Annotated in this window: 25 protein-coding genes and 1 riboswitch; of the genes, 19 read left to right on the top strand and 6 right to left on the bottom strand. The window is 33.8% G+C overall.

Annotation, left to right across the window (positions count from 1 at the left end; all coding sequences use genetic code 11):
- Positions 1 to 3 precede the first annotated feature (3 nt).
- The 4 genes from EG814_RS18920 to EG814_RS18935 all read left to right on the top strand — a co-directional run bounded on the left by EG814_RS18920 (position 4) and on the right by EG814_RS18935 (position 3,269).
- Positions 4 to 405, top strand: coding sequence for a hypothetical protein (locus EG814_RS18920; RefSeq protein ID WP_125723440.1), 402 nt, complete (start codon positions 4 to 6; stop codon positions 403 to 405).
- An 87-nt stretch (positions 406 to 492) separates the two neighbouring features.
- Positions 493 to 1,008: an RNA polymerase sigma factor gene (locus tag EG814_RS18925; RefSeq protein WP_235831011.1), complete on the top strand. Its 516-nt coding sequence runs from the start codon at positions 493 to 495 to the stop codon at positions 1,006 to 1,008.
- Complete coding sequence (locus EG814_RS18930) at positions 1,005 to 2,714, top strand: hypothetical protein (RefSeq protein WP_125723441.1); 1,710 nt, start codon at positions 1,005 to 1,007, stop codon at positions 2,712 to 2,714. The genes EG814_RS18925 and EG814_RS18930 overlap by 4 nt, the downstream gene beginning before the upstream one ends.
- Positions 2,715 to 2,759: 45 nt before the next feature.
- Entirely contained in the window at positions 2,760 to 3,269 is a 510-nt protein-coding gene (locus tag EG814_RS18935) for a MepB family protein (RefSeq protein ID WP_125723442.1), read from the top strand.
- A 61-nt stretch (positions 3,270 to 3,330) separates the two neighbouring features.
- On the opposite strand, the gene EG814_RS18940 is transcribed toward EG814_RS18935, so the two are convergent.
- A complete protein-coding gene (locus EG814_RS18940) occupies positions 3,331 to 4,083 on the bottom strand; it encodes an SDR family NAD(P)-dependent oxidoreductase (protein WP_125723443.1) in 753 nt (250 codons plus the stop codon).
- Between the two features lie 154 nt (positions 4,084 to 4,237).
- The gene (locus tag EG814_RS18945) at positions 4,238 to 4,609 is read right to left on the bottom strand and encodes a hypothetical protein (protein ID WP_125723444.1); all 372 of its coding nucleotides are present in this window, start codon (positions 4,607 to 4,609) and stop codon (positions 4,238 to 4,240) included.
- Between the two features lie 132 nt (positions 4,610 to 4,741).
- On the opposite strand from EG814_RS18945, the gene EG814_RS18950 reads away from it, so the two are divergent.
- The 4 genes from EG814_RS18950 (at position 4,742) to EG814_RS18965 (ending at position 6,628) form a co-directional block, all read left to right on the top strand.
- The gene (locus EG814_RS18950) at positions 4,742 to 5,206 is read left to right on the top strand and encodes a copper resistance protein NlpE (protein WP_125723445.1); all 465 of its coding nucleotides are present in this window, start codon (positions 4,742 to 4,744) and stop codon (positions 5,204 to 5,206) included.
- 45 nt (positions 5,207 to 5,251) lie between these two features.
- Positions 5,252 to 5,461, top strand: a complete 210-nt coding sequence (locus EG814_RS18955; RefSeq protein ID WP_125723446.1) for a hypothetical protein — start codon at positions 5,252 to 5,254, stop codon at positions 5,459 to 5,461.
- A gap of 53 nt (positions 5,462 to 5,514) precedes the next feature.
- A complete protein-coding gene (locus EG814_RS18960; RefSeq protein ID WP_125723447.1) occupies positions 5,515 to 6,087 on the top strand; it encodes a pseudouridine synthase in 573 nt (190 codons plus the stop codon).
- Positions 6,088 to 6,172: 85 nt separating this feature from the next.
- Entirely contained in the window at positions 6,173 to 6,628 is a 456-nt protein-coding gene (locus EG814_RS18965; RefSeq protein WP_125723448.1) for a tRNA (cytidine(34)-2'-O)-methyltransferase, read from the top strand.
- A gap of 53 nt (positions 6,629 to 6,681) precedes the next feature.
- On the opposite strand, the gene EG814_RS18970 is transcribed toward EG814_RS18965, so the two are convergent.
- From EG814_RS18970 to EG814_RS18980, 3 genes are all read right to left on the bottom strand, one after another.
- A complete protein-coding gene (locus tag EG814_RS18970) occupies positions 6,682 to 7,458 on the bottom strand; it encodes an ABC transporter ATP-binding protein (RefSeq protein ID WP_125723449.1) in 777 nt (258 codons plus the stop codon).
- A 97-nt stretch (positions 7,459 to 7,555) separates the two neighbouring features.
- Positions 7,556 to 8,521, bottom strand: a complete 966-nt coding sequence (locus EG814_RS18975) for an iron ABC transporter permease (protein WP_164515347.1) — start codon at positions 8,519 to 8,521, stop codon at positions 7,556 to 7,558.
- Between the two features lie 62 nt (positions 8,522 to 8,583).
- Positions 8,584 to 9,726 (bottom strand): ABC transporter substrate-binding protein, encoded by a 1,143-nt coding sequence (locus EG814_RS18980; protein WP_125723451.1) that lies wholly within the window; start codon positions 9,724 to 9,726, stop codon positions 8,584 to 8,586.
- A gap of 94 nt (positions 9,727 to 9,820) precedes the next feature.
- Here EG814_RS18980 and EG814_RS18985 point away from each other — a divergent pair, with 94 nt between their 5' ends.
- The 7 genes from EG814_RS18985 to EG814_RS19015 all read left to right on the top strand — a co-directional run bounded on the left by EG814_RS18985 (position 9,821) and on the right by EG814_RS19015 (position 17,300).
- Positions 9,821 to 10,186 (top strand): DUF5522 domain-containing protein, encoded by a 366-nt coding sequence (locus tag EG814_RS18985; protein ID WP_125723452.1) that lies wholly within the window; start codon positions 9,821 to 9,823, stop codon positions 10,184 to 10,186.
- Between the two features lie 98 nt (positions 10,187 to 10,284).
- Positions 10,285 to 10,794 (top strand): bifunctional adenosylcobinamide kinase/adenosylcobinamide-phosphate guanylyltransferase, encoded by a 510-nt coding sequence (cobU, locus tag EG814_RS18990; RefSeq protein ID WP_125723453.1) that lies wholly within the window; start codon positions 10,285 to 10,287, stop codon positions 10,792 to 10,794.
- A 163-nt stretch (positions 10,795 to 10,957) separates the two neighbouring features.
- Entirely contained in the window at positions 10,958 to 12,637 is a 1,680-nt protein-coding gene (gene cobT / locus EG814_RS18995) for a nicotinate-nucleotide--dimethylbenzimidazole phosphoribosyltransferase (RefSeq protein WP_125723454.1), read from the top strand.
- Positions 12,638 to 12,797: 160 nt separating this feature from the next.
- A complete protein-coding gene (locus EG814_RS19000) occupies positions 12,798 to 13,595 on the top strand; it encodes an adenosylcobinamide-GDP ribazoletransferase (RefSeq protein ID WP_125723455.1) in 798 nt (265 codons plus the stop codon).
- Entirely contained in the window at positions 13,580 to 14,113 is a 534-nt protein-coding gene (cobC, locus tag EG814_RS19005; protein WP_125723456.1) for an alpha-ribazole phosphatase, read from the top strand. Before EG814_RS19000 ends, cobC begins: the two co-directional genes overlap by 16 nt.
- 65 nt (positions 14,114 to 14,178) lie before the next feature.
- Positions 14,179 to 14,381: riboswitch (cobalamin riboswitch) on the top strand.
- Between the two features lie 27 nt (positions 14,382 to 14,408).
- Positions 14,409 to 16,262: a TonB-dependent receptor plug domain-containing protein gene (locus tag EG814_RS19010; RefSeq protein WP_125723457.1), complete on the top strand. Its 1,854-nt coding sequence runs from the start codon at positions 14,409 to 14,411 to the stop codon at positions 16,260 to 16,262.
- 3 nt (positions 16,263 to 16,265) lie between these two features.
- Positions 16,266 to 17,300 carry a YncE family protein gene (locus EG814_RS19015; protein ID WP_125723458.1) on the top strand — a complete coding sequence of 345 codons (1,035 nt, stop codon included), beginning with the start codon at positions 16,266 to 16,268 and terminating at the stop codon, positions 17,298 to 17,300.
- A gap of 184 nt (positions 17,301 to 17,484) precedes the next feature.
- Here EG814_RS19015 and EG814_RS19020 read toward each other — a convergent pair whose 3' ends face one another.
- The gene (locus EG814_RS19020; RefSeq protein ID WP_125723459.1) at positions 17,485 to 18,951 is read right to left on the bottom strand and encodes a S41 family peptidase; all 1,467 of its coding nucleotides are present in this window, start codon (positions 18,949 to 18,951) and stop codon (positions 17,485 to 17,487) included.
- A 167-nt stretch (positions 18,952 to 19,118) separates the two neighbouring features.
- Between EG814_RS19020 and EG814_RS19025 the strand changes: the two genes are divergently transcribed.
- The 4 genes from EG814_RS19025 to EG814_RS19040 are packed head-to-tail and all read left to right on the top strand — an operon-like array spanning position 19,119 to position 21,203.
- Positions 19,119 to 19,628 carry an RNA polymerase sigma factor gene (locus EG814_RS19025; RefSeq protein ID WP_125723460.1) on the top strand — a complete coding sequence of 170 codons (510 nt, stop codon included), beginning with the start codon at positions 19,119 to 19,121 and terminating at the stop codon, positions 19,626 to 19,628.
- Complete coding sequence (locus EG814_RS19030; RefSeq protein ID WP_125723461.1) at positions 19,615 to 20,079, top strand: hypothetical protein; 465 nt, start codon at positions 19,615 to 19,617, stop codon at positions 20,077 to 20,079. Before EG814_RS19025 ends, EG814_RS19030 begins: the two co-directional genes overlap by 14 nt.
- 13 nt (positions 20,080 to 20,092) lie before the next feature.
- Positions 20,093 to 20,662: a DUF4252 domain-containing protein gene (locus EG814_RS19035; protein ID WP_235831012.1), complete on the top strand. Its 570-nt coding sequence runs from the start codon at positions 20,093 to 20,095 to the stop codon at positions 20,660 to 20,662.
- A gap of 1 nt (position 20,663) precedes the next feature.
- A complete protein-coding gene (locus EG814_RS19040) occupies positions 20,664 to 21,203 on the top strand; it encodes a DUF4252 domain-containing protein (protein ID WP_125723462.1) in 540 nt (179 codons plus the stop codon).
- Positions 21,204 to 21,271 lie beyond the last annotated feature (68 nt).

The following is a 21,271-nucleotide window of genomic DNA, read 5'->3' on the forward strand; positions in this document are numbered from 1 at the left end:
ATCATGAAGAAACTCTTTTTCTCTCTTATTGCCTGTTTTCTTTTAACATCGATGATTTCTGTAAATGCTTCTAAGGAAAAAACGGAAGGATCGATAATCAATGCTTGGATTTGGAAAAAATCTATAGGAGGTCCTAGTAATCCTTACGTAACAACTCCAAAAACAATTGGTTTTACTAAGAAAATTGTCTTTACCGAAAACGGAAGGATTATTACTTATAAAAACAATGTAGAAATAAGAAACAGCACTTATAAGATAGAAAAAGGCAAAGGATATTTTGACCAGTTAGAACATGATCTAATTACATTTGAAGGCAAAACTTATGTAATAGAAAAGCTTGACAATCAAAACCTAACGATTATAAGCAACAATCCAGATGGTGCTCAAACTATTTTTAAAAGATAGTTTTGTAAGCTATTTAGAACTATTTTTGCAAAATCAAATTTAAACCATTTCTTGAAAGACGAGTTAGAAAAATATATCAAACTGTGCATGAAAAATGACAGGGAGGGACAGCTGAAAATTTATCAGCTGTTCTCTCCTGTTTTATATGGCATTTGTTTGAAGTATATGAAAAACGAAGATGATGCGAAAGATGTATTTCAAGAGGCCTTTGTAATTGCATTTCAGAAAATAAGCCAGTATAAATTTGAAGGAAGTTTTGAAGGTTGGCTGAAACGGATTTTTATAAATAAACTCATCGAAACTTTAAATAAAAAGAAAAAAGAGAGTTTCTTTTTAGATGTTTTTGATCCCGACACCGATTTTGTCGAAGAAGAAGAACTAGAAGCTATCCCGATAGAACAGGAAAAACTGCTAGAGTACATTCGGGATTTACCAGATCAATATCGAACGGTTTTTAACTTGTATGTGTTCGAAAAAATGAAACACCGAGAAATTGCCGAACTACTAAAAATCTCCGAAGGAACATCCAAATCAAATTTAAACCGCGCTAAACATATATTACAAAAGCGAATTTTGAGCATAAAAAATTTTAAAACAGCATGAAGAAGCAAAAAATAGAAGATATTTTTTCATCAATGGAAGACTTTTCCACTGTTCCGCCACCGGAATTATGGAGTCAGATTGAAGAAAAATTAGACAAACCCAAAAAGAAGAAGAGAGTTGTTCTTTGGTGGTCGGCTGCTGCATGCTTATTATTAGGGTTGCTTCTACCTTCAATTTTACATTTTACTGGTTCGCCTGAAAATATCAATCTTAACAATGGCAAACTAGAAAACAGTACTAATAGTGTTGTGCTTGACAAAAAAACAAGCGACTCTCCTGATAGCAAAAATGGAGGTCAAAATAAAAATAATTCCAAAGCAGCTGATTCTTTAAGTGAAAATTCTGCTATAAAAAATCAATTCAATACAGGATCAGGAATTCAAGTTGAAGAGACTGCTGTGGCGCATTCAAATTCTACAAACAAAAACAATAAAAAAGATTATAAGTACAATGCTCCAAGTCCGGCCAATGCTCCGAACCAATCTGTTGCATTTCAGAATTCTGTTTCATTAGAAGAAAAATCTATTAATAAATCTTCTAAAAAATCTGTTTTAGAAAGTACAGCTAAATCCTCAAATAGCAAATCTTCTCATAAAGGAATTTCTGAAGAAAGAGTTGCGTTTGGCAAATCAAACAAATTTAATTCGAAAGCAGAAAAACAGCTTTCGAACTCTATCTTTGAGGAAAAATTGAATGCTAAAACGAACTCCAATATTGCTTTTAATAATGCAGCTTCAGATGCAAGCTCAAACATCTCGAAACAAAATACAGCCAAAGCAAAAGCTGTCTATGAAAATACTTCTGCAGAACTTGCCTACAAAAGCGATTCTAAAGATAATTTGAAAAACAATTTAAAAACTAATATCAACAACGGCTTTAAAGATAATTCGAAGTTCGATAGCAATGCTTTAACCAAAGTTGATTCGGCACAGCTGGCAGAATTACAAAATTTAGAAAAAGGAATTTCGACCCCAGAAGCAGAAAAAGACAAGAAAGAGAAAAAGGATAAAAAAATTGATCCTAAAGAAAGATGGAATCTTGCTGTTTTTGCTGGTGTTGCCAGTTCTGAAAACACTAAAAACGAAAAAACTTTAGGAAACGTAAACGATTCTAAACAATCTAGCACTTATGGCGTTAAAACAAAGTATTACATTAATAAAAAATGGGCTGTAAGTTCTGGACTGAAATTTAATGAATTAGGTCAAAGTGTTGCCAATGTTTCTTATATAAATGCCAAAAACAATGCTCTTTTTGTTCCTGGCGCATCTGCTTTAACAAATGATGCGGCTCCAGTAGGAAATTCAGAATATCTTTTTGTTTCAAACAGTACCAAAGAAGCTTTGAAAAGCGATAATGTACAAAGCGGAAGTTTGGATCAAAGTTTAAGATATCTAGAAATGCCATTGGAAGTTTCTTATTCTGTATTTAATAGAAATAAGGCCCGCATTAATTTAAATACAGGAGGTTTTGTCGGCAAACTAATTTCTAACAATGTAGCCTTAGATGGGCATTCTATTGGCGAAAACATTGATGCCAATAATTACGTTTATGGTTCTACCTTGAGCAGTACGGTTCAGTATCAAGTGTACAAAAAAACCAATGTTTTTGTTGAACCTGCTGTAAATTATTATATCAATCCGTTAAACAACCAGTCTTTCAACCAATTTCAATGGGGATTAAATTTTGGTTTAAATTTTTCTTTCTAAAATGAATTTGCAGTAATTTTCAGAAAAACTTTAGAGCTCCTTTTTATGAGTATTAGTACCGCTTCATCTGATTTATTATTAAGCAAAGAAATCATTTTTGACAAAACCGAATTACAACTCACTTCTCTGGAAAAAGAAGCCGAAAGTCAAGAATATAATGCCTTTCGTTTTGCTTTAAACAGCAAAAATATCTGTTATAGAGAAGCCAAAATCACTCCAACCAAAATTGGACAATTTGTTACTTTATGGAAACGAAATCAGACGGGTATTATTGAGCCTTTTGATTACGCTGACGATATTGATTTTGTTATAGTGAATATTCGAAAAGATGAAAATTGGGGACAATTTATTTTTCCGAAGAAAACAGCATTAGAAAAAGGTATTTTTTCTACTCCAAATAAAGAAGGAATTAGAGCCACGAGAGTTTATCCGCCGTGGGATGAAACTGTTAGCAAACAAGCACAAAAAACTCAGAAATGGCAACTAGAACATTTCTTTCTTTTAACTAATCATAACGATATTGATTTAGAAGGGTTCAAAAAAATATTTGCATAAAAAAAGCAGTAAACTTTTGCTTACTGCTCTTCCAACTGTTATGTTATTTACTCTAAAAATCCTAAACTGCTGTATAACCTCCATCGGCTATTATATAACTTCCTGTGGTGAAAGAAGATTTTTCAGAACTTAGAAATGTTACCAGCTCGGCAATTTCTTCTGCTGTTCCTAAACGGTTCATGGCAGATTTTGAAGCCACGGCCTGCATCATATCTTTATTCAAATTATCTTTTAAAAGTGCTGTTTCAATATAACCTGGTCCAACAGCATTGCATCGAATGTTTTTCTGTGCATATTCTACCGCTATATTTTTTGTCAAACCAACAACAGCATGCTTAGAAGCTGTATACGCTGGGCTAAGCGGTGCAGCAACTTGTCCGTGAATCGAAGCGATATTTACGATGCTTCCGCCGCCGTTTTTCTCCATTTGTTCTAATTGGTAACGACACGCATAGAAAACACCGTTTAAATTAAGAGCAATTACTTTATCCCAAGCCTCAGGCTCGTATTCTCCTGTTGGCTTTGCCGGGCCTCCCATTCCTGCATTGTTGCAAGCAATATCCAATCGGCCGTATTTTGAAACTGTAACTTCAACCATATGTTTATTGTCAATGGCACTCGACGAATCTCCTTTTACAAAAAAAGCTTCTCCGCCCTTTTCTTTTATTGTTTTTACGGTTTCTTCACCGTGCTCTACATTTATATCAGATACTACTACTTTTGCTCCTTCTCGAGCGTATGCTTCTGCTACTGCACGACCGATTCCTGATCCACCGCCAGATACAAAAGCTACTTTATTTTCTAAAAGTGCCATTTTATTATATTTTTAAATTGATTCCTCTAATTTACGAAGATCTACAGCGATACAGAAGCTTTAAAAAGAGTTTACAATAACATTAACGCTTACCGCTAATGTTATGTTATTTGACACTAAATTGACTCGATTTTGCTTAAAATTTTGTATTGTATTATTCCTCATCATCCAATTTCATGTTTCCACGATCCTTATGATTATCCGGATGCGAATTTGGGTATCGATTTGGTGTTATATCAGAATTATGATCTTTGTTTTCTACCGTTTTTTCCGCCTCTTTTTCTGTCGCAACGCCGCGATTTGAATTCGGATTATCTTTGGAAACCTTTGGTATTTTTTTCGGAATGTCTTCGTTTTCGTTTCTAGCTCTTTCGACAATTTTTTTATTGCCATCAGAATCGGTAACCATTTCTCTATTTAATTTCGGATCCTTCAAATCATCATCATGAGAAACATTTGTTCCTTTTTCATCGATATTTTTTTGAGTTCCGTTTATCTTTTTTGTTCCTAAATTATTATTTTCCATGACAATATCGTTTTTCATTAGTATTATAATATTACGAATTCTTAGGCTGAAAAATAAGTCATTTAACATTGCTTTGGCTTAATAATGTAATTTTCTTACATAAATTAGCAGTGAATTTAGTAAGCTATAATCATGAAAAAATTTATCCTCTTAGCCATTGTTTTATTCATTGCTCTTTCTTGCAATAAACAGATCAAACAAGAAAATCCAAAAACGGAAAGAAAAAAGGAAATTAACAATTTTAGTAAAACCACTCTATTTGAAGGAACATTGCCTTGTGCAGATTGCAGCGGTATAAAAACTGTTCTAAAAATTTACAATGATTACAGCGTTTCACAAAATAATAAGTTTGAACTGATAAGCACTTACGAAGGAAAACAGCCTAATAATACTTTTACACAAAAAGGAAATTTTAATACGGAAAGAGGTTTAGAAAATGATCCGGACGGAACTATTTATGTCCTAAATTGGGATCAACCAGAAGACAAACAAATCTATTACGGCTATTACAGCAAAAATCCTGAAAAGCTTTATCTTTTGGATAAAAACAGAAAAATAATCCAATCGGAATTAAACTATTCTTTAATAAAAAAATAGTTTTGAAACTTTTTCCAAAATCAATATCACTTAAATTAGTTATATATGAATTTCTTCAAAGTCAAAACCAGCTGGTCAAATGCCGAATTTGTCGGTATCAAACTTTGTATGGCTTCTGCTTATCTTTTAATTGGAAGTTATTTTCATGATTTCTTTAAAGATTATTATACTTTATTACTTGTAATATTTGGCTTCACGGTAATTTGGTTTGTATATCAATGGCTGAAAAAGATGAAACAGTCGAATTTGAATTGATTTTACTTTTAATCTCTACAAACAAAACTATCTTTGCATTCTAAAATAAAGGCATGCACAGACATTTTATTCTTTTTAAACCATACGGCTATCTAAGTCAGTTTATATATGAGCTAAAACGAAAGAAAAAGCTTTTGGGCGAACTGTATGATTTTCCTGCCAGAACAATGGCAATTGGAAGATTGGATGAAGATTCTGAAGGATTGCTTTTACTGACAACCGACGGAAACATGAGCGAATTGGTTCGCAGCAAAAAAGTAGACAAGGAATATTATGTTCAGGTTGATGGTATAATTACTCCCGAAGCTATTGAAAAACTGCAAAATGGCGTTGAAATTGGTCTTGATGGCGGAAAATACAAAACCAAACGCTGTAAAGCTTCTATTGTAACAGAAATTCCTGATTTTGGACCGAGAGCCAAAAAAATTAGAGACGAGCGTCATGGTCCGACTTCTTGGGCTTCTATAACCGTTCGTGAGGGCAAATTTCGTCAAGTGCGAAAAATGACTGCTGCAGTTGGTTTTCCGACTCTTCGTCTCGTTCGTGTTCGAATAGGAAATGTATATTTGCAAAATCTAAAAGCCGGTGAAGTTCTAGAAGTTGCCGATTTTCAATTAGACAATTAGATAATGTGCCAATTTGATAATTAGATAATTTTTGCATCTCTGCAACTTTGTTCCTTTGTTTCTTTGAACCTTTAAAAAAAACAAAATGCTAAACGTAGTTCTTGTAGAACCAGAAATACCAAATAATACCGGAAATATCGGTAGATTGTGCGTGGGCACAGAAAGCCGACTTCATTTAATTCATCCGTTCGGATTTGTAATTAACGACAAAAACCTAAAACGTTCGGGATTGGATTATTGGGTTCATCTTGATGTTACCGAATACCAAAATGTAGAAGAATGGATTGCACAGATTCCAGATCATTCGCGTGTATTTTTGATGAGTTCACATTCTGATAAATCTTATTTGGAAAACGAATTTCAGGATGGTGACTGGCTGGTTTTCGGAAAAGAAAGTGTCGGTTTGAGCAAGGAGTTTATGGAGAGATTCGAAAATCATTTAACGATTCCGATGTCTCCGCTTATTCGCAGTTTTAATATTGCCAATTCGGTTGCGTTTGTAATTGGTGAAGCGAAGAGACAAATTGGATTGAAGAAATAATTATTTCGAACTCCTGCAAGGTTTTAAAAACCTTGCAGGACATACAAGAATTGTTAACTCACAATAAACTTCCCTTTTTCAGCATCAAAGACAATATGTTCGTCTTTGAATAAATTGCTAAAACTTCCATTCGAAATTAAATTACAAGGCTGATCTTGTACAATATTTTCTGGCGTCATTATGATCATTTCGTCGCTTAACTGAATCGCCAGATCAATATCATGTGTAGAAAACAAAATGCATTTTTGAGTTTCCTGGGTCAGTTTTTTTAGTAGTTTGAATAATGAAACTTTATGCAATAAATCCAAATGTGTTGTTGGTTCGTCCAGAATAATTAATGGCGTATCTTGTGCCAAAGCTCGTGCAATTAAAGCTTTCTGCAATTGTCCGTCGCTAATCTGAAAATGTTTTTTTGAGGCTAAATGTTCGATTTGCGTTAAACTCATTGCTTCATGAACTTTCTTAATATCTTCGTCAGATAATTTATCAACCCAATTGGTATACGGCTGGCGGCCTAGCGCCACCAATTCAAAAACAGAAAGATTACTTGGTGGCAATTTTTCAGTTAAAACTAAACTCAAATTTTGCGCTAATTCTAAAGGCTGATAATCAGAAATATTTCTTTCATTCAAATAAACATTTCCTGATAATGGTTTCTGAATTCCGGTAATGGTTCGCAGTAATGTTGATTTTCCTATTCCGTTTGCTCCTATTAGAGTAATTAGTTTTCCCGAAGCTAAATTTAGATTTAAATTCTCAGCAATAGTCGTAACGCCTTTCTTGGATTTGTATCCAATCGTTAAATTTGAAGTTGATAAAATTGTTTTCATTTTTTAAGGTGCTAAGTTACTGAGGTGCTAAGGTTCTAAGTTTTCTCTACGAACGTTATAATCCTAATAATCTTTTTAATCTGTGGCTAAGTAATCATCAAATATTTCTTTTTCTAACTAAAAGCCAAACCACAACCGGCGCGCCAATTATAGAAGTAACTGCATTTATTGGAAGCGTCACCTCAAAGCCTGGCATTTGCGAAACGATATCACAAAAGAGCATTATAATAGACCCGAAAAATAAAGTGCTCCAGAATAATATGGTATGATTACTGGTTTGAAAAGTCAGTTTTGCTATGTGAGGCACTGCTAAACCAACGAAAGCGATTGGACCTGCAAATGCTGTAATGGCTCCAGATAAAATGCTGGTTGCAAAAATGATTATTAGTCTTGCCTGTTTAAAATTTAATCCCATGCTTTTTGCATAGTTTTCACCCAAGAGCAATGCGTTTAACGGTTTTATACTTTTGGCACTTAGCAGCAAACCAATCGTCACGCAGAACGTTAAAATGACAATAGTTGTCCAAGAAAGATTTCCTAGATTTCCCATTGACCAGAAAGTAAACTTCTGCAGCTGTTCTGCTGTGCTAAAATAAGTTAAAACGCTAACAATTGCCGTTGTAAAACTTCCGAACATCAATCCAACAATTAAGATTGCCATTGTATCGCGCAAACGCTGCGAAACGACTAAAACCAGAAATAAAACCAAAGTACTACCTAAAGTCGATGCTAAAACAATTCCGTACGAAGACAATGCAATTACGCTTAAAAAAGAAGGCAGAAATCCGGCTCCTAAAATCACAAAAGCAACCCCTAGACTTGCGCCAGAACTTAATCCTAAAACATAAGGCCCCGCAAGCGGATTACGAAATAAAGTCTGCATCAGAAGTCCGCTCATTGAAAGTCCAGTTCCGACTAAAACGGCAGTAATCGCTTTTGGCAAACGGTAATTTATAATAATATATTCCCAAGTTGATTTTGTGGCTTGTCCGCCGGTTAAACTTGCCAAAACATCTTTTAACGGAATGGTAACCGACCCTAAACTAATGCTAGCAAAAAACATCAGTAAAAGACTTAAAGCCAAAACGGCAAATAAAATGGTATTTCGTGTTTTGTTTACCAAAATTAGTTCAGTTTAGAGGCAAAAGTAAATTCGTAGCTCGCCAATAAATCAGGATGGAAAATCTTTATATAATCTTTCAATACTAGATCTGGACGGCTTGGTGCTAATTCGTAATAAATGGTTCCGCCTGTTGCTCCCAATTTTCCTTCAAAATTGTAAACGCTCTTATTTTTAAAAGCATCAAATTCGCCATAATGCGGATTTGCTTTTTGCAATTCATCCAAACTTTTAAAAGATCCCGAAGCAATCCACACATTGGCATCTTTCGCTTTGTCCAAAACTTTTTCAAAAGACAAACCTTCGCTTCCTGTACCTTCAAGATCTGCCCACAAATAATTAGATTTGGCATCTTTCATAAACCGCGCTACCCAGCTGTTCCCTTTAGCCACGTACCAAACATCTTCGTACATAGAGCCATATAAAACCTTTGAAGTTGCAGGTTTATCTTGAACCAGTTTTTTTGCCTGATTGTAACTGTCTACGATTTTATCAAATAGCTCTTTCGCTTTCTCTTCTTTTCCAAACAAAGCCCCATAAAGTTTAATCCATTCTGCTTTTCCAAGCGGAGATTGTTCCATCCAATCGCCTTGAATTAGCACATTCAACCCACTTTTTTTAAGATTATCCAACATCGGATTATTGTTATCAATACCAAACGTAACAATCAAATTTGGTGACAATTCAATCAATTGTTCGATATTCAATTTTTCATTTTGTCCAACGTTTTTCACCGAACCTTTATCAATTAATGCTCTGGTTTTTTCCGAAGAAATATAATCGGTATGGGGAAATCCGACCAATTTATTTTCTACTTCGAGCATTTCCAAGAAAGGAATATTGGTTGTTGAAGTGACCACAATGGTTTCGAGAGGAACTTTTATCGAAGGATATTTTTTTAAGCTATCTGGAATTTGCGCTTCTTTTTCTTCTAAAATATAAGTGAATTTTCCTTTAGCGTTTGGCCACGGATTGCTGACTTTTACAATGGAATATCCTTCGTTTTTTACGATAGAAAGTCCAGAAGCAAATTCGATGCTTTCTTTAGCAGTTTCAGATTTTACAGTATCTTGCGCTTCATTTTTTTTACAGCTGATTACTATAAAAAGTAAACAAAGGACTTGTAATTTATGGAAAAAATATTTCATGTTTTATCTTTTGTGTGTTCACAAAGGTAAATCAATTTCTATTTTTTTTGTTTACCTTTATTCCTACAAATTTAAACAAATAGCCTTTTATTTGATGAATGTACCAAAAACAAAAATCTGCTCCAGTTGTGAAACTGCTTTTTCCTGCGGCGACACTTCACTAGAAAATAAATGCTGGTGTAACGATTTTCCACCTATTTTCACTCTTTCAGATGGAGGCGACTGCCTTTGTCCCACATGTTTTAAGGAAGCTTGCGAAGATAAAATTGATGCTTATGTCGAAACCGTAACTCCAAAAAAGGCTCTTAACAATAAAGCTATGTTTTTGCCAAAAACCGATAATTTAATTGAAGGAATCGATTATTACATCGAAAATGGCAACTATGTTTTTAAAGCTTGGTTTCATCTCAAAAGAGGAAGCTGTTGCGGAAATAACTGCCGACATTGCCCCTACAAGTAATTATGAGTTATGAATTATAAATTATGAATTATAAGCTGTCTTGATAATTAATTTATAACTTGCCATAATTCATAATTTAAAATTCATAATTAATCAAAATGATTTACTTGATCACTGGCGGCGAACGTTCTGGCAAAAGTGCTTATGCCCAAAAATTGGCTTTAGAGCTTTCCAATTCTCCTTTATATGTTGCAACTGCTAGAAAATGGGACGCTGATTTTCAAAATCGAATTGACCGTCATCAGCAAGAAAGGGATGAACATTGGACTAATATTGAAAAAGAAAAATATTTAAGCGAAATTGATTTTTCTGGAAAAACGGCTTTAATTGACTGCATAACGCTTTGGCTGACTAATTTTTTTGTTGACAATAAAAACGATGTGGCTTTAAGTTTAGAAGAAGCAAAAAAAGAATTTCTTGCGATTGCTAAACAAGAAAATGCGAATATCATTATCGTAACAAATGAAATCGGAATGGGCGTTCATGCCGAAACTCATATCGGAAGAAAGTTTGTCGAACTTCAAGGCTGGATGAATCAATTTATTGCGGCAAATGCTGATGAAGTTGTGTTGATGGTTTCTGGAATTCCGGTTAAAATAAAAGGTTAAATTCCAATAACTTAAAAGTAAATTCCAATTTTTTCCCGAAGTTTCGGGACCAAATTCCAAAGCTATGCTTTACCTTTACTAGAATGTTTTTAATTTCTCAATTTGGAATTTGGACACGAGCGTCAGCGAACTGGCGAAGCAATTTAAAAAATTGGAATTTAAAATGAGTAACCTAGACGATATCTTAAAATCACGCCGCGACACCCGACATTTTACAGCAGATGAAGTGCCCGACGAAGTAATCCAAAAAGCGCTACAGGCTGGACATTGGGCTCCATCGGTCGGTTTGACTGATGCTACAAGATATTATCTGATTAAATCGGATGAAGTTAAAGCGTCTATTAAAAAGCTCTTTTTAGATTACAATAAAAAAGCCGAAGAACGTACCGACAATCCTGAACAGAAAGAACTTTACAGATCGCTAAAACTAGAAGCAATTGAAGAAGCGCCTATTGGACTTGTTATTGCTTATGACCGTTCAGTCCTGAATCAGTTTACCATTGGGACAATTGGCAGCAACGAAGCGGTAAAATTTAGTTCGGTTTGTGCCGCTCAGAATATTTGGCTTTCGCTGACAGAACAAGGTTACGGAATGGGCTGGGTTTCAATTTTAAATTATTATCAGTTTAAAAAAATCCTTGATTTACCCGAAAATATAGAGCCGCTTGGTTATTTCTGCATCGGAAAACCAGCAACAAATTATAACAATCAGCCAATGCTGCAACAATTGCATTGGAAACAAAAATCAGAAGCTCCTATTTGTTCTGAAATTAAAGAAATTCATTCAATATCTATTGGAGATTTGGTTTCGAAATCAGAAAATAAAATCCAAAACAAATCTGATTTTCATTCTCTTTTACAAGACAAAATAGATTCCAAAACTAAACCTGTGGGTTCTTTGGGAACTTTAGAATCTTTGGCTTTTCAAATGGCATCGGTTTTTGAAACTTTGAATCCTAAAATTGTAAAACCCAATATTGTCGTTTTTGCTGCCGATCACGGAATTGCCAATCATGGCGTGAGCGACTATCCGCAAGATGTTACGCGCCAAATGGTGACTAATTTTCTGGAAGGTGGTGCGGCCATAAACATATTCTGCAAACAGAACAAAATCGAATTATCTATTGTAGACGCTGGAGTAAATTACGATTTTCCAACAAATGCAAAACTAATCGATGCTAAAATCGCTAAAGGAACGCAATCTTTTTTACATGTTCCCGCAATGAGCGAATCTGAAGTTCAATTGTGCTTCGAAAAAGGAAAATCGATTGTCGAAAATATTGCAAAATCGGGTTCTAACTGTATTGGCTTTGGCGAAATGGGAATTGGAAATACTTCAACCGCTTCTGTTTTAATGAGTATTTTGACAGGATTTCCTATTGAAGAATGCATTGGAAAAGGAACTGGAGTCGAAAACGAAAAACTGATTCTGAAACAAAACATACTCAAAAAAGCAATTGAAAATTATTCCGGTCAAGCCGAAATTCTATCGAAACTTTCTTATTTCGGAGGTTTTGAAATTCTTCAAATGGCAGGCGGAATGTTAGCAGCTTTTGATCATAATATGCTGATTCTGGTTGATGGTTTTATTTGCACGGTTGCTTATTTGATTGCTTTTAAAATGAATCCGAACATCAGGAAAAATGCTGTTTTTTGCCATTGCTCTGCAGAAAAAGCGCATTCAGAATTATTACAATATTTAGAAGCAAAACCTATTTTAAATTTAGATTTACGTTTGGGAGAAGGAACTGGCTGTGCCGTTGCTTTTCCTATTTTGAAATCGGCTGAGGCTTTTTTGAATGAAATGGCTAGTTTTGAAAGTGCTGGAGTGAGTAGGAAATAAAATATTTTCCTTAAACAAGATTTATTCGCAATTTTGTCATTCTGAGGAACGAAGAATCGCACGCGCAAATCGACAAAGATTGAAGCTAAACTTTGTGGAGTTCCTAGTGCGATTCTTCGTTCCTCAGAATGACAAAACTGATTGAATTAATCATAATGAAATGAAAAAAGAACTACATATTTTCTTTACCTGTTTAATGTTTTACACCAGAATTCCATGTCCAAAAAACATTACGCATCATCCCGATTATTTAAATAAAGCCACAAGATATTTTCCTTTTATTGGATGGATTGTTGGGAGTATTTCATTTTTAGCTTATTCCCTATTTGCCTTATTTTTATCTACAGAGGCAGCTGTAATAGTAGCAATCATTGCTTCTATTTTAACAACGGGCGCTTTTCACGAAGATGGATTTGCCGATGTCTGCGATGGCTTTGGCGGCGGATGGACGAAGGAAAAAATCTTAATGATTATGAAAGACAGTGCCATTGGCGCTTACGGAGCCATCGGATTGGTTTTGCTTTTTTTATTAAAATTCAAATTGCTTTCAGAATCTATTTTGCTCTTTCAAGTTTATGATTCGATGGCAGTTTTTAAAATTTTTCTTTTATTTATTTCTGCTCATTCTTTAAGTCGTCTGGCGGCAATTAGCATTATTTTTACGCATGAATATTCTCGTGAAGATGCTTCCAGCAAAAGCAAACCAATTGCCAAACAATCTACTTGGAAAGAAGTTTTTGGTTCTTTCTTTTTCGGTTTACTTCCGTTAATTGTATTTTCTTATTTTGATTTAAAATTTCTTTTAGTCATAATTCCTGTTTTTGCAGCAAGATATTTTTTAGCCCATTATTTTCAAAAATGGATAGATGGTTATACAGGAGATTGTCTTGGCGCCACACAACAAGTTTGTGAAGTCATATTTTACTTAAGCATTTTATTTTTATGGAAATTTATCTAGTTCGTCATACCGAAACAATCTGCGAAAAAGGTATTTGCTACGGACAATCTGATGTCAATATTGCTGAGCCTTTCGATGAAATCTTCTGTAGAATTATTTCAGAATTACCTTCAGAAGCGCTTGTTTTTTCTAGTCCGTTAAAGCGTTGTGCTGTTTTAGCAAAACACATTCAAGAGAACATTAAAGCCATTTCTTATCAGGAAGACGAACGCTTAAAGGAAATGAACTTTGGCGATTGGGAATTGAAAACTTGGAATGAAATTCCGCCCGAAGAACTCAATCCGTGGATGGAAGATTTTGTGAATATCAAAGTTTCAAATGGGGAATCTTTTATCGAATTGCACGAAAGAGTTGGAGAATTTTTATCTGAAAAAATTTCAGGAATAAACCAGCCAGCCATTATTGTTGCACACGCCGGAATTATAAGAAGCATTTTATGCCATCAAACTTCGCTTCCGCTAAAAGACGCTTTTAATAATAAAGTCGATTTCGGAGAGGTTATAAAAATTGATTTTTAGCGCAAATAATTTATAATTTTTTATGAAACCTAAAAGAAATTTGAATATTCACTATTTTTAACTTTATCTTTGCAGCCAATTAAGGTTGTGTTCTAATTTTAAAACACATTAAAAGGGAATCAAGTAAATTCTTGAGCTGTACCCGCAACTGTAAGCTAAGTTCAAAACGAATGCTTGCTGTAAACTACAAACCACTGTCCGCCGCGGCGAATGGGAAGGTAAACAGCAAGACGCAAGCCAGGAGACCTGCCTTTGTAACAATTATCGAGCTCTCGGGAAAAAGAGTGAAGAAATTATGACTATAAATAGACTTTTTACTTTTTTATTATTTGTAATGTGCCAGATTATTTCGGCGCAAAGCGATTCTATTACCAGCCTTAAAGAAGTTTTTGTTTCAGACAAAAATTTAAAAAACTACTCCGTTTCGCAGTCTGTTTTAAAATTAAACGATTCTGTAATCAATAAAAATGAAGCGCTTCTAACCGATTTATTAAACTTTAATTCGACTTTATATTTTAAAGAATACGGACGCGGAATGCTTTCTACAGTTTCTTTTAGAGGAACAACTTCTTCTCAGACAGCTGTTATTTGGAACGGAATAAATATTAATTCTCAGATGAACGGAAGTACAGATTTTAATACAATTTCGGGTTCCGATTATAATTCGATAAGTGTAAAAGCGGGCGGTGGAAGTGTGATTTACGGAAGCGGTGCCGTTGGAGGAACAGTGCATTTAAATAACGATTTGTTATTTTTTAATCGTTTTGAGAATAATTTAAGACTTGATTACGGTAGTTTTAATACAATTGGGATTAATTATAAAACTTCTATTTCCAACAAAAAATGGAGCGCTCAAATCGGACTTTCGAAAAACAGTTCGACAAACGACTATAAATATTTAAATCGTTATACGTGGAGAGGCGAACAGCGCTGGAACCAAAACGGGCAATATGATATTATTACTTTAAGCGCCAATGCGGGATATAAATTCGACGAAAATCATATTTTAAAACTTTACAGCCAGACTTCCAACACCGATCGCAATACTTCTTTGGTGACAGAATCTGAAACGAAAAGTAAATATGTAAATGGTTTTAATCGAAACTTATTGGAATATGATGGAACTTTCGGAAAACTGAAAACCAATTTCAAAACCGCTTATATTTTCGAAAACTACCAATATTTTGCTGACAATGCTTCAAAATATTTTACCTACGGAAAAACCGAAAATTTGATAACAAAGCTGGATATCGATTATCATTTATTCAAATCAACACACATAAACGGAATTGCAGATTACAGTCGAACAAACGGTTACGGAACCAGTTTTGGAAGTCACGTTCGAGAAATAAGTTCTGCAGCTTTATTGATCAGACAAAATATTGGCGCTGACTGGAAGAACGAATTCGGAATCAGAAAAGAATTTACCAACAATTACAAATCGCCTGTTTTATTCAATATAGGATCTTCGTACAAATTCAACAGTTGGTACAATTTAAAACTTAATATTTCTAAAAATTTCAGGATTCCGACATACAACGATTTGTATTGGGATCAAGGAGGCAATCCTGATCTAAAACCTGAAAGTTCTTACCAAGGCGAAATTGGCAATGTTTTCACATTCAAAAACCTGACTTGGACACAGAACTTTTATTACATGAAAATTACCGATATGTTGCAGTGGGTTCCTGGTTCAGACGGCATTTGGACTCCGCAGAACCAAGACAAAGTAAACAGCTACGGAACAGAGACTTTATTGGGTTGGAAAAAAAGTTATGGCAAAAACATTTTTGCCTTAAATGCAACTTATGCTTATACAGTTTCTCAAGATGAAGAAACGAAAAATCAGATCTTTTTTGTTCCTTTTCATAAAGCTACAGGAGCAATATCTTATTCTAGAAATAAAATAAGCGCTTACTATCAAATTCTTTATAATGGATTTGTTTATACAAGAGCCGACAATAATCCTGATGAAATTATTAATGATTATACGATCTCAAATATCGGAATCGATTATGATCTTAAGTTTTTGGATTCATTTAAAATAGGTTTTCAAGTTTTAAATCTTTTGAATAAGGATTACGAAAGCTTAGAAAACAGACCAATGCCTGGTCGCAATTTCAATTTGTATTTAACCTTAAAATTTTAATATATGAAATTTAGTAAATTACTTTTAATAGCTTTGAGCATTTCGTTATTCGTTTCTTGTTCAAGCGATGATGACGATTCTCCGAAAGGTGCTTACGCCAATGGTTTTTTCATTTTAAATGAAGGATCTACAGATGCTGGAACGGTATCCTTTTCTAGTGATGATTTCAGCATTTTTACAAAAGATGCTTATAAAGCAGAAAATGGATCTGATGTACTTGGGAATTTTGTTCAGAATATCTTTTTTGACGGAGACAGAGCCTATATTATTGCGGGAGGATCAAATGTAATTACTGTTGTAAATCGTTATACGTTTAAGTTAATCGCAAAGATTGATTCTGGTCTTGCAAATCCTAGATATGGTGTTACAAAAGATGGAAAAGCGTATGTAACAAATGCAAATACCTATTCTTATATCAATCCTGAAACTGGAGATACTGATGATTATGTTGCTGTAATCAATTTGGCTACTAATACTGTAGAATCTAAAATTGACCTAAATGCAACTGCAAACAGATTAATCTTAGAAGATGGCAAATTATACATTACAGAACCTAACAGCAGTACTAAATTATTGATTGTAAACATTGCTACAAAAGCAGTTGAAACAGTTGAAATTGGTCTTAGAGGAGATTCTATCGAAGAAGAAAATGGCACATTATTTATTCTAAAAGCTCCTTATACAGGATCAGGAGAAATTGTAAAAGTAAAAATATCAGATAAATCTGTCTCTAGAATACCATTCCCAGAAAGTTTAGCTGGAACGCGCGGTATGGATATTGAAGACAATAAAATTTATTATACTGCTGGAAGTGCTGTTTATGCTATGGACATCAATGCAACAACTCCTTCTACTACAGCAATTGTAAATACACCAGCTACTAATATTTACGGTTTTGCAGTAGAAAACAACCGTATTTATATTGCTGATGCAGCATTTAATAAAGATAGTAAAGCTTATATCTACAATCTATCAGGAGTTCTGCAAAAAGAATTAACTGTAGGTGTAGGTGCAAATGGGTTCTACTTTAACGATTAATTTTATCCTTAGAATAGTTTTTGTTTTTTTACGAAAAGGGCTTTCATTTCTGAAAGCCCTTTCTATTTTTCAATAAAATCCAAGTTTAAACTCCAATATTCAAATTCCAAATTCCAAAAATTGGATGAATGTAAAATTGGAATTTGGAATTTGGAATTTGGAATTTGAATATTGGAATTTTATTTTATTTTAAACCATTTACCGGAGGAGCGGTTTGAAAATACATTCCGTGTCTTAATCCGTTAAGTATTTTCGAATCTGTCAAATAAGGAAGTTCTGGTCCAGAATTAAGAGTTCTTTTGGCTGCAGATCCTGTAATTTTTGAAATAGCCAAATTAAGCAAAGGCTCAGAAGCTTCTCCTAAAACACCAAAAGTATCTATATATTCTGTTTGCTGATAAGTAGGCTGCAAACCTTGAGTATAATCTCCAAAACCTGCAGAATTTGAAATTTTTAAAATCAAAGGCTGCATTGCATATTTATGATTTGGATTTATTCCTTTTTTAGTAAAAAGCGTCTCAGAATCATAAATCGTATACGAACCCACATTTTTACCAGTAGTTGTTTCTCCAATCTGAACTACATTAATATAAGGCTTTAATCCATTAATAACCAGTTCGCTCGCAGAAGCTGTACTCTCTGTAGTAAGGATATAAACGGTACTTAAATTTAAACTGTTCAGCACTTTACCATCAATATTATTAACAAACCTGTAATTCAAATCTTCTAAATCATCGGCCGTAAAGTCTTTCATCAGTTTTGTGTTAAATTGTGTTTTAGCAAAAACCTGATTATCAAACTGCCCCGTAATCATACTAGAAAGTCTGATTGAAGACGTAATAGCTCCTCCTCCATTATAACGAAGATCTAAAACTAAATCTGTTACTCCCTGCGATTTCAACTCGCCAAATGCTTGATTTAGTTTGTCATCATATCCCGGATAAAACCCATTATACATTAAATAACCAATTTTATGGCTTCCAGAAGTAATTACTTTATTAATCAAAATAGGATTTTCTTCTAAAACAGATTTGGTTAAAGCAACCGATCTTCCATTCAAAACATATCCGTTTTCATTAAAATCTGCCAAGTTTAGCGTATAACTATCCTGATTTAATAATAATTCTTGATAATTAGAAACGGTAAGCTTCACTCCATTTACACTCGTAAACAAATCGCCGCGTTTAATTGCTTTGGTAGAAGCATCAGAATTTGGTAAAATGTATCGCACGTAACCCACTACATCATTTGATCCAGAAGCAACGCGGCTTAATCTAAAATCGACACCATTATTTTTTGTAACACCGCTTAATTCCTGTTCAAGAACTGTATAATCGTCTACAATCCAACTGAAACGATCAATTGCATCATTAGGATATTTACTTACTGGCTTGTACAATAAATCTTCAAACAAATCTTCGGGCTGAGAATACCCTCTTAAAAAATTATTTAAATCATTTTCTGTTGCAAATCTAGTGTCGGCTAAATTAGGAACATCGGCCTGCCATAAATAAACTTGATTTAAGCCTTTCCATATAAAACTGTTAACTTGTGTATCTGCAGGAGATGCAGCGTCATCATTATCTTCGCAAGACTGTAAAATAAACGCAAACAAAAGGAGTAAGAGAATACTCTTTAGAGGTGTTTTCATATCAATTAATATCTTAGTGGTATTTTTGTAAATGTAGTACCTTTAGCTTTAGCTCCTTAAAAAAAGCAGTGATTTTTTTTACATTAAAAAAATATTTGTTTTTTGCTGTAACAAATAGAATTGCGCTTCGTCTTGACTATATAAACCAACCAATAACCAACCGATTAATGAACCAAGTTGTATTTATAGAACTAATTAATCCTTTTAAAGACAAAGTTTTTCGTCTGGCAAAAAGATTGCTTACCAGTACAGAAGAGGCTGAAGATGCCACACAGGAAGTTATGGTGAAGTTATGGAACAAAAAAGAAAGTCTGGACGCTTATAATAGTGTTGAAGCATTGGCTATGACAATGACCAAAAATTATTGTCTGGATCAGTTAAAATCAAAAAGAGCCAGCAATCTCCAGATTGTTCATAATAATTTTACTGATAGACAGCCACAACTGGATAAAAGACTGGAAGATGAAAACACTTTAGAATGGGTTGAAAAAATTATAAATGACCTGCCTGAACAAATGCAGTTGATAATACAGCTTCGGGACGTAGAACAATATGAATTTGACGAAATAGCGAAAATTGTCAATATGAACGAAACGGCAATACGGGTTGCCCTTTCTAGAGCGAGAAAAAAAATTAGAGAATCAATGACAAATACACACCTTTATGGAACTAAATAATATAGACAATCTATTAGAAAAATACTTTCAGGGAGAAACTACCATTGCCGAAGAAAATCAATTAAAAGAATACTTTTCTTCATCAAATGTTGCGCAGCATTTGGAGCAGTACAAACCTATGTTTGGGTATTTCTCTCAAGCAAAAGAACAGAAATCGACGCAAGAAATTCCACTACAAACTAAGAAACAAAATGTGGCGTGGTTATCTATTGCGGCTTCGGCTGTGATTTTGCTCGGAATTGGAACCTATTTTTATGTTAGCGAAAGCAACAAAACAAACACTGCAGTGGCTTCGCAAACCGAACTAGGAACTTATGACGATCCTGAGAAAGCGCTAAAAGCAACACAAAAAGCTTTGGCATTATTATCAAGCAATGTTAATGTGGGCATAGAAAGTGTACAATATATTAACGAGTATGAAAAATCAAAAAACAAAATTTTTAAACAATAAAAATCAATCAAAAATGAAATCAACAATTCAACAATACAGAAAAAACAATATGGGCAAAACATTCATTTTAACGCTAGTATTTACATTTGTTACGCAATTCTTTTATGCGCAAAATGCCTTTGATAAATTTGATGGGCAAGATGATGTAACCTCAGTTATTGTCAATAAAAAAATGTTCGATTTAATGAGTAAAGTCAAAGTAGATGCTTCTGATAAAGAAACGCAGCAATATATTAAGTTGATCAAAAAACTGGATTATTTAAAAGTATTTACAACTAAAAATCCTAAAATTGAAGCCGATATGAAAGCTACTGCAGATAAATATGTAAAAACTGCAGGTTTAGAAGAGCTAATGCGTATTAATGACAGCGGTAAAAATGTCAAAATAATGGTAAAATCTGGTACTACAGATACTCAGATAAAAGAACTTTTGATGTATGTAGAAGGAGGATCTAAAAATGATGATACCGTTTTATTATCTTTAACTGGTAATTTTGACATCAACGAAATTTCTGTTTTAACAGACAAAATGCAGCTTCCTGGAGGTTCTGACTTAAAGAAAGCGTCTAAAGGCAAAAAATAATATGAAAACAAAAATCTTCTCCATAGCCCTTATGGCTTTGCTAAGTTTGGCAAGCTGTAATTCTGAACCGACTTTGCAAAAGTACTTTGTTGAAAACACAGAAAACAAAGATTTTATCGCATTGGATATTTCACCGAGCATTTTGAATCTTGAAAAAACAAAACTTTCTGCCGAACAAACCGAAGCTGTTAATTCTTTTGAAAAAATGAATATAATCGCTTTTAAAGCAAATGACCAAAATCAGGCTCAATTTGAAACAGAAAGAACGAAAGTAAAAGCTATTTTAAAAGATCCAAAATATCAGGAACTAATGAAAATTGGCTCTGGTAAAGACGGCGCTTCTGTAAGTTATGTAGGCAGCGACGATCATATTAACGAATTTGTAATTTTTGCCAATAAAAAAGAAAACGGTTTTGCAGTGGTACGCGTTCTAGGAAAAGATATGAATCCGAATAATATTATGACTTTAATGTCTGTTTTACAGCAATCTAAAATTGATATGGAACAGCTAAAGCCTTTAGAACAATTAATAAAAAAATAATATCTTACTTTTTAAACTTAAGAAAGCTCCCTTTACGGAGCTTTTTTGCTATTATAAAAACACCCTTT

Source organism: Flavobacterium ustbae, from assembly GCF_003946915.1.
Taxonomy (GTDB): domain Bacteria; phylum Bacteroidota; class Bacteroidia; order Flavobacteriales; family Flavobacteriaceae; genus Flavobacterium; species Flavobacterium ustbae.

Bases quoted from the DNA above. Each gene is read 5' to 3' on its own strand.
- EG814_RS18920 (WP_125723440.1), top strand. From the start codon at position 4: ATGAAGAAACTCTTTTTCTCTCTTATTGCCTGTTTTCTTTTAACATCG.
- EG814_RS18925 (WP_235831011.1), top strand. From the start codon at position 493: ATGAAAAATGACAGGGAGGGACAGCTGAAAATTTATCAGCTGTTCTCT.
- EG814_RS18930 (WP_125723441.1), top strand. From the start codon at position 1,005: ATGAAGAAGCAAAAAATAGAAGATATTTTTTCATCAATGGAAGACTTT.
- EG814_RS18935 (WP_125723442.1), top strand. From the start codon at position 2,760: ATGAGTATTAGTACCGCTTCATCTGATTTATTATTAAGCAAAGAAATC.
- EG814_RS18940 (WP_125723443.1), bottom strand. From the start codon at position 4,083: ATGGCACTTTTAGAAAATAAAGTAGCTTTTGTATCTGGCGGTGGATCA.
- EG814_RS18945 (WP_125723444.1), bottom strand. From the start codon at position 4,609: ATGGAAAATAATAATTTAGGAACAAAAAAGATAAACGGAACTCAAAAA.
- EG814_RS18950 (WP_125723445.1), top strand. From the start codon at position 4,742: ATGAAAAAATTTATCCTCTTAGCCATTGTTTTATTCATTGCTCTTTCT.
- EG814_RS18955 (WP_125723446.1), top strand. From the start codon at position 5,252: ATGAATTTCTTCAAAGTCAAAACCAGCTGGTCAAATGCCGAATTTGTC.
- EG814_RS18960 (WP_125723447.1), top strand. From the start codon at position 5,515: ATGCACAGACATTTTATTCTTTTTAAACCATACGGCTATCTAAGTCAG.
- EG814_RS18965 (WP_125723448.1), top strand. From the start codon at position 6,173: ATGCTAAACGTAGTTCTTGTAGAACCAGAAATACCAAATAATACCGGA.
- EG814_RS18970 (WP_125723449.1), bottom strand. From the start codon at position 7,458: ATGAAAACAATTTTATCAACTTCAAATTTAACGATTGGATACAAATCC.
- EG814_RS18975 (WP_164515347.1), bottom strand. From the start codon at position 8,521: ATGTTTTTTGCTAGCATTAGTTTAGGGTCGGTTACCATTCCGTTAAAA.
- EG814_RS18980 (WP_125723451.1), bottom strand. From the start codon at position 9,726: ATGAAATATTTTTTCCATAAATTACAAGTCCTTTGTTTACTTTTTATA.
- EG814_RS18985 (WP_125723452.1), top strand. From the start codon at position 9,821: ATGAATGTACCAAAAACAAAAATCTGCTCCAGTTGTGAAACTGCTTTT.
- cobU (WP_125723453.1), top strand. From the start codon at position 10,285: ATGATTTACTTGATCACTGGCGGCGAACGTTCTGGCAAAAGTGCTTAT.
- cobT (WP_125723454.1), top strand. From the start codon at position 10,958: ATGAGTAACCTAGACGATATCTTAAAATCACGCCGCGACACCCGACAT.
- EG814_RS19000 (WP_125723455.1), top strand. From the start codon at position 12,798: ATGAAAAAAGAACTACATATTTTCTTTACCTGTTTAATGTTTTACACC.
- cobC (WP_125723456.1), top strand. From the start codon at position 13,580: ATGGAAATTTATCTAGTTCGTCATACCGAAACAATCTGCGAAAAAGGT.
- EG814_RS19010 (WP_125723457.1), top strand. From the start codon at position 14,409: ATGACTATAAATAGACTTTTTACTTTTTTATTATTTGTAATGTGCCAG.
- EG814_RS19015 (WP_125723458.1), top strand. From the start codon at position 16,266: ATGAAATTTAGTAAATTACTTTTAATAGCTTTGAGCATTTCGTTATTC.
- EG814_RS19020 (WP_125723459.1), bottom strand. From the start codon at position 18,951: ATGAAAACACCTCTAAAGAGTATTCTCTTACTCCTTTTGTTTGCGTTT.
- EG814_RS19025 (WP_125723460.1), top strand. From the start codon at position 19,119: ATGAACCAAGTTGTATTTATAGAACTAATTAATCCTTTTAAAGACAAA.
- EG814_RS19030 (WP_125723461.1), top strand. From the start codon at position 19,615: ATGGAACTAAATAATATAGACAATCTATTAGAAAAATACTTTCAGGGA.
- EG814_RS19035 (WP_235831012.1), top strand. From the start codon at position 20,093: ATGAAATCAACAATTCAACAATACAGAAAAAACAATATGGGCAAAACA.
- EG814_RS19040 (WP_125723462.1), top strand. From the start codon at position 20,664: ATGAAAACAAAAATCTTCTCCATAGCCCTTATGGCTTTGCTAAGTTTG.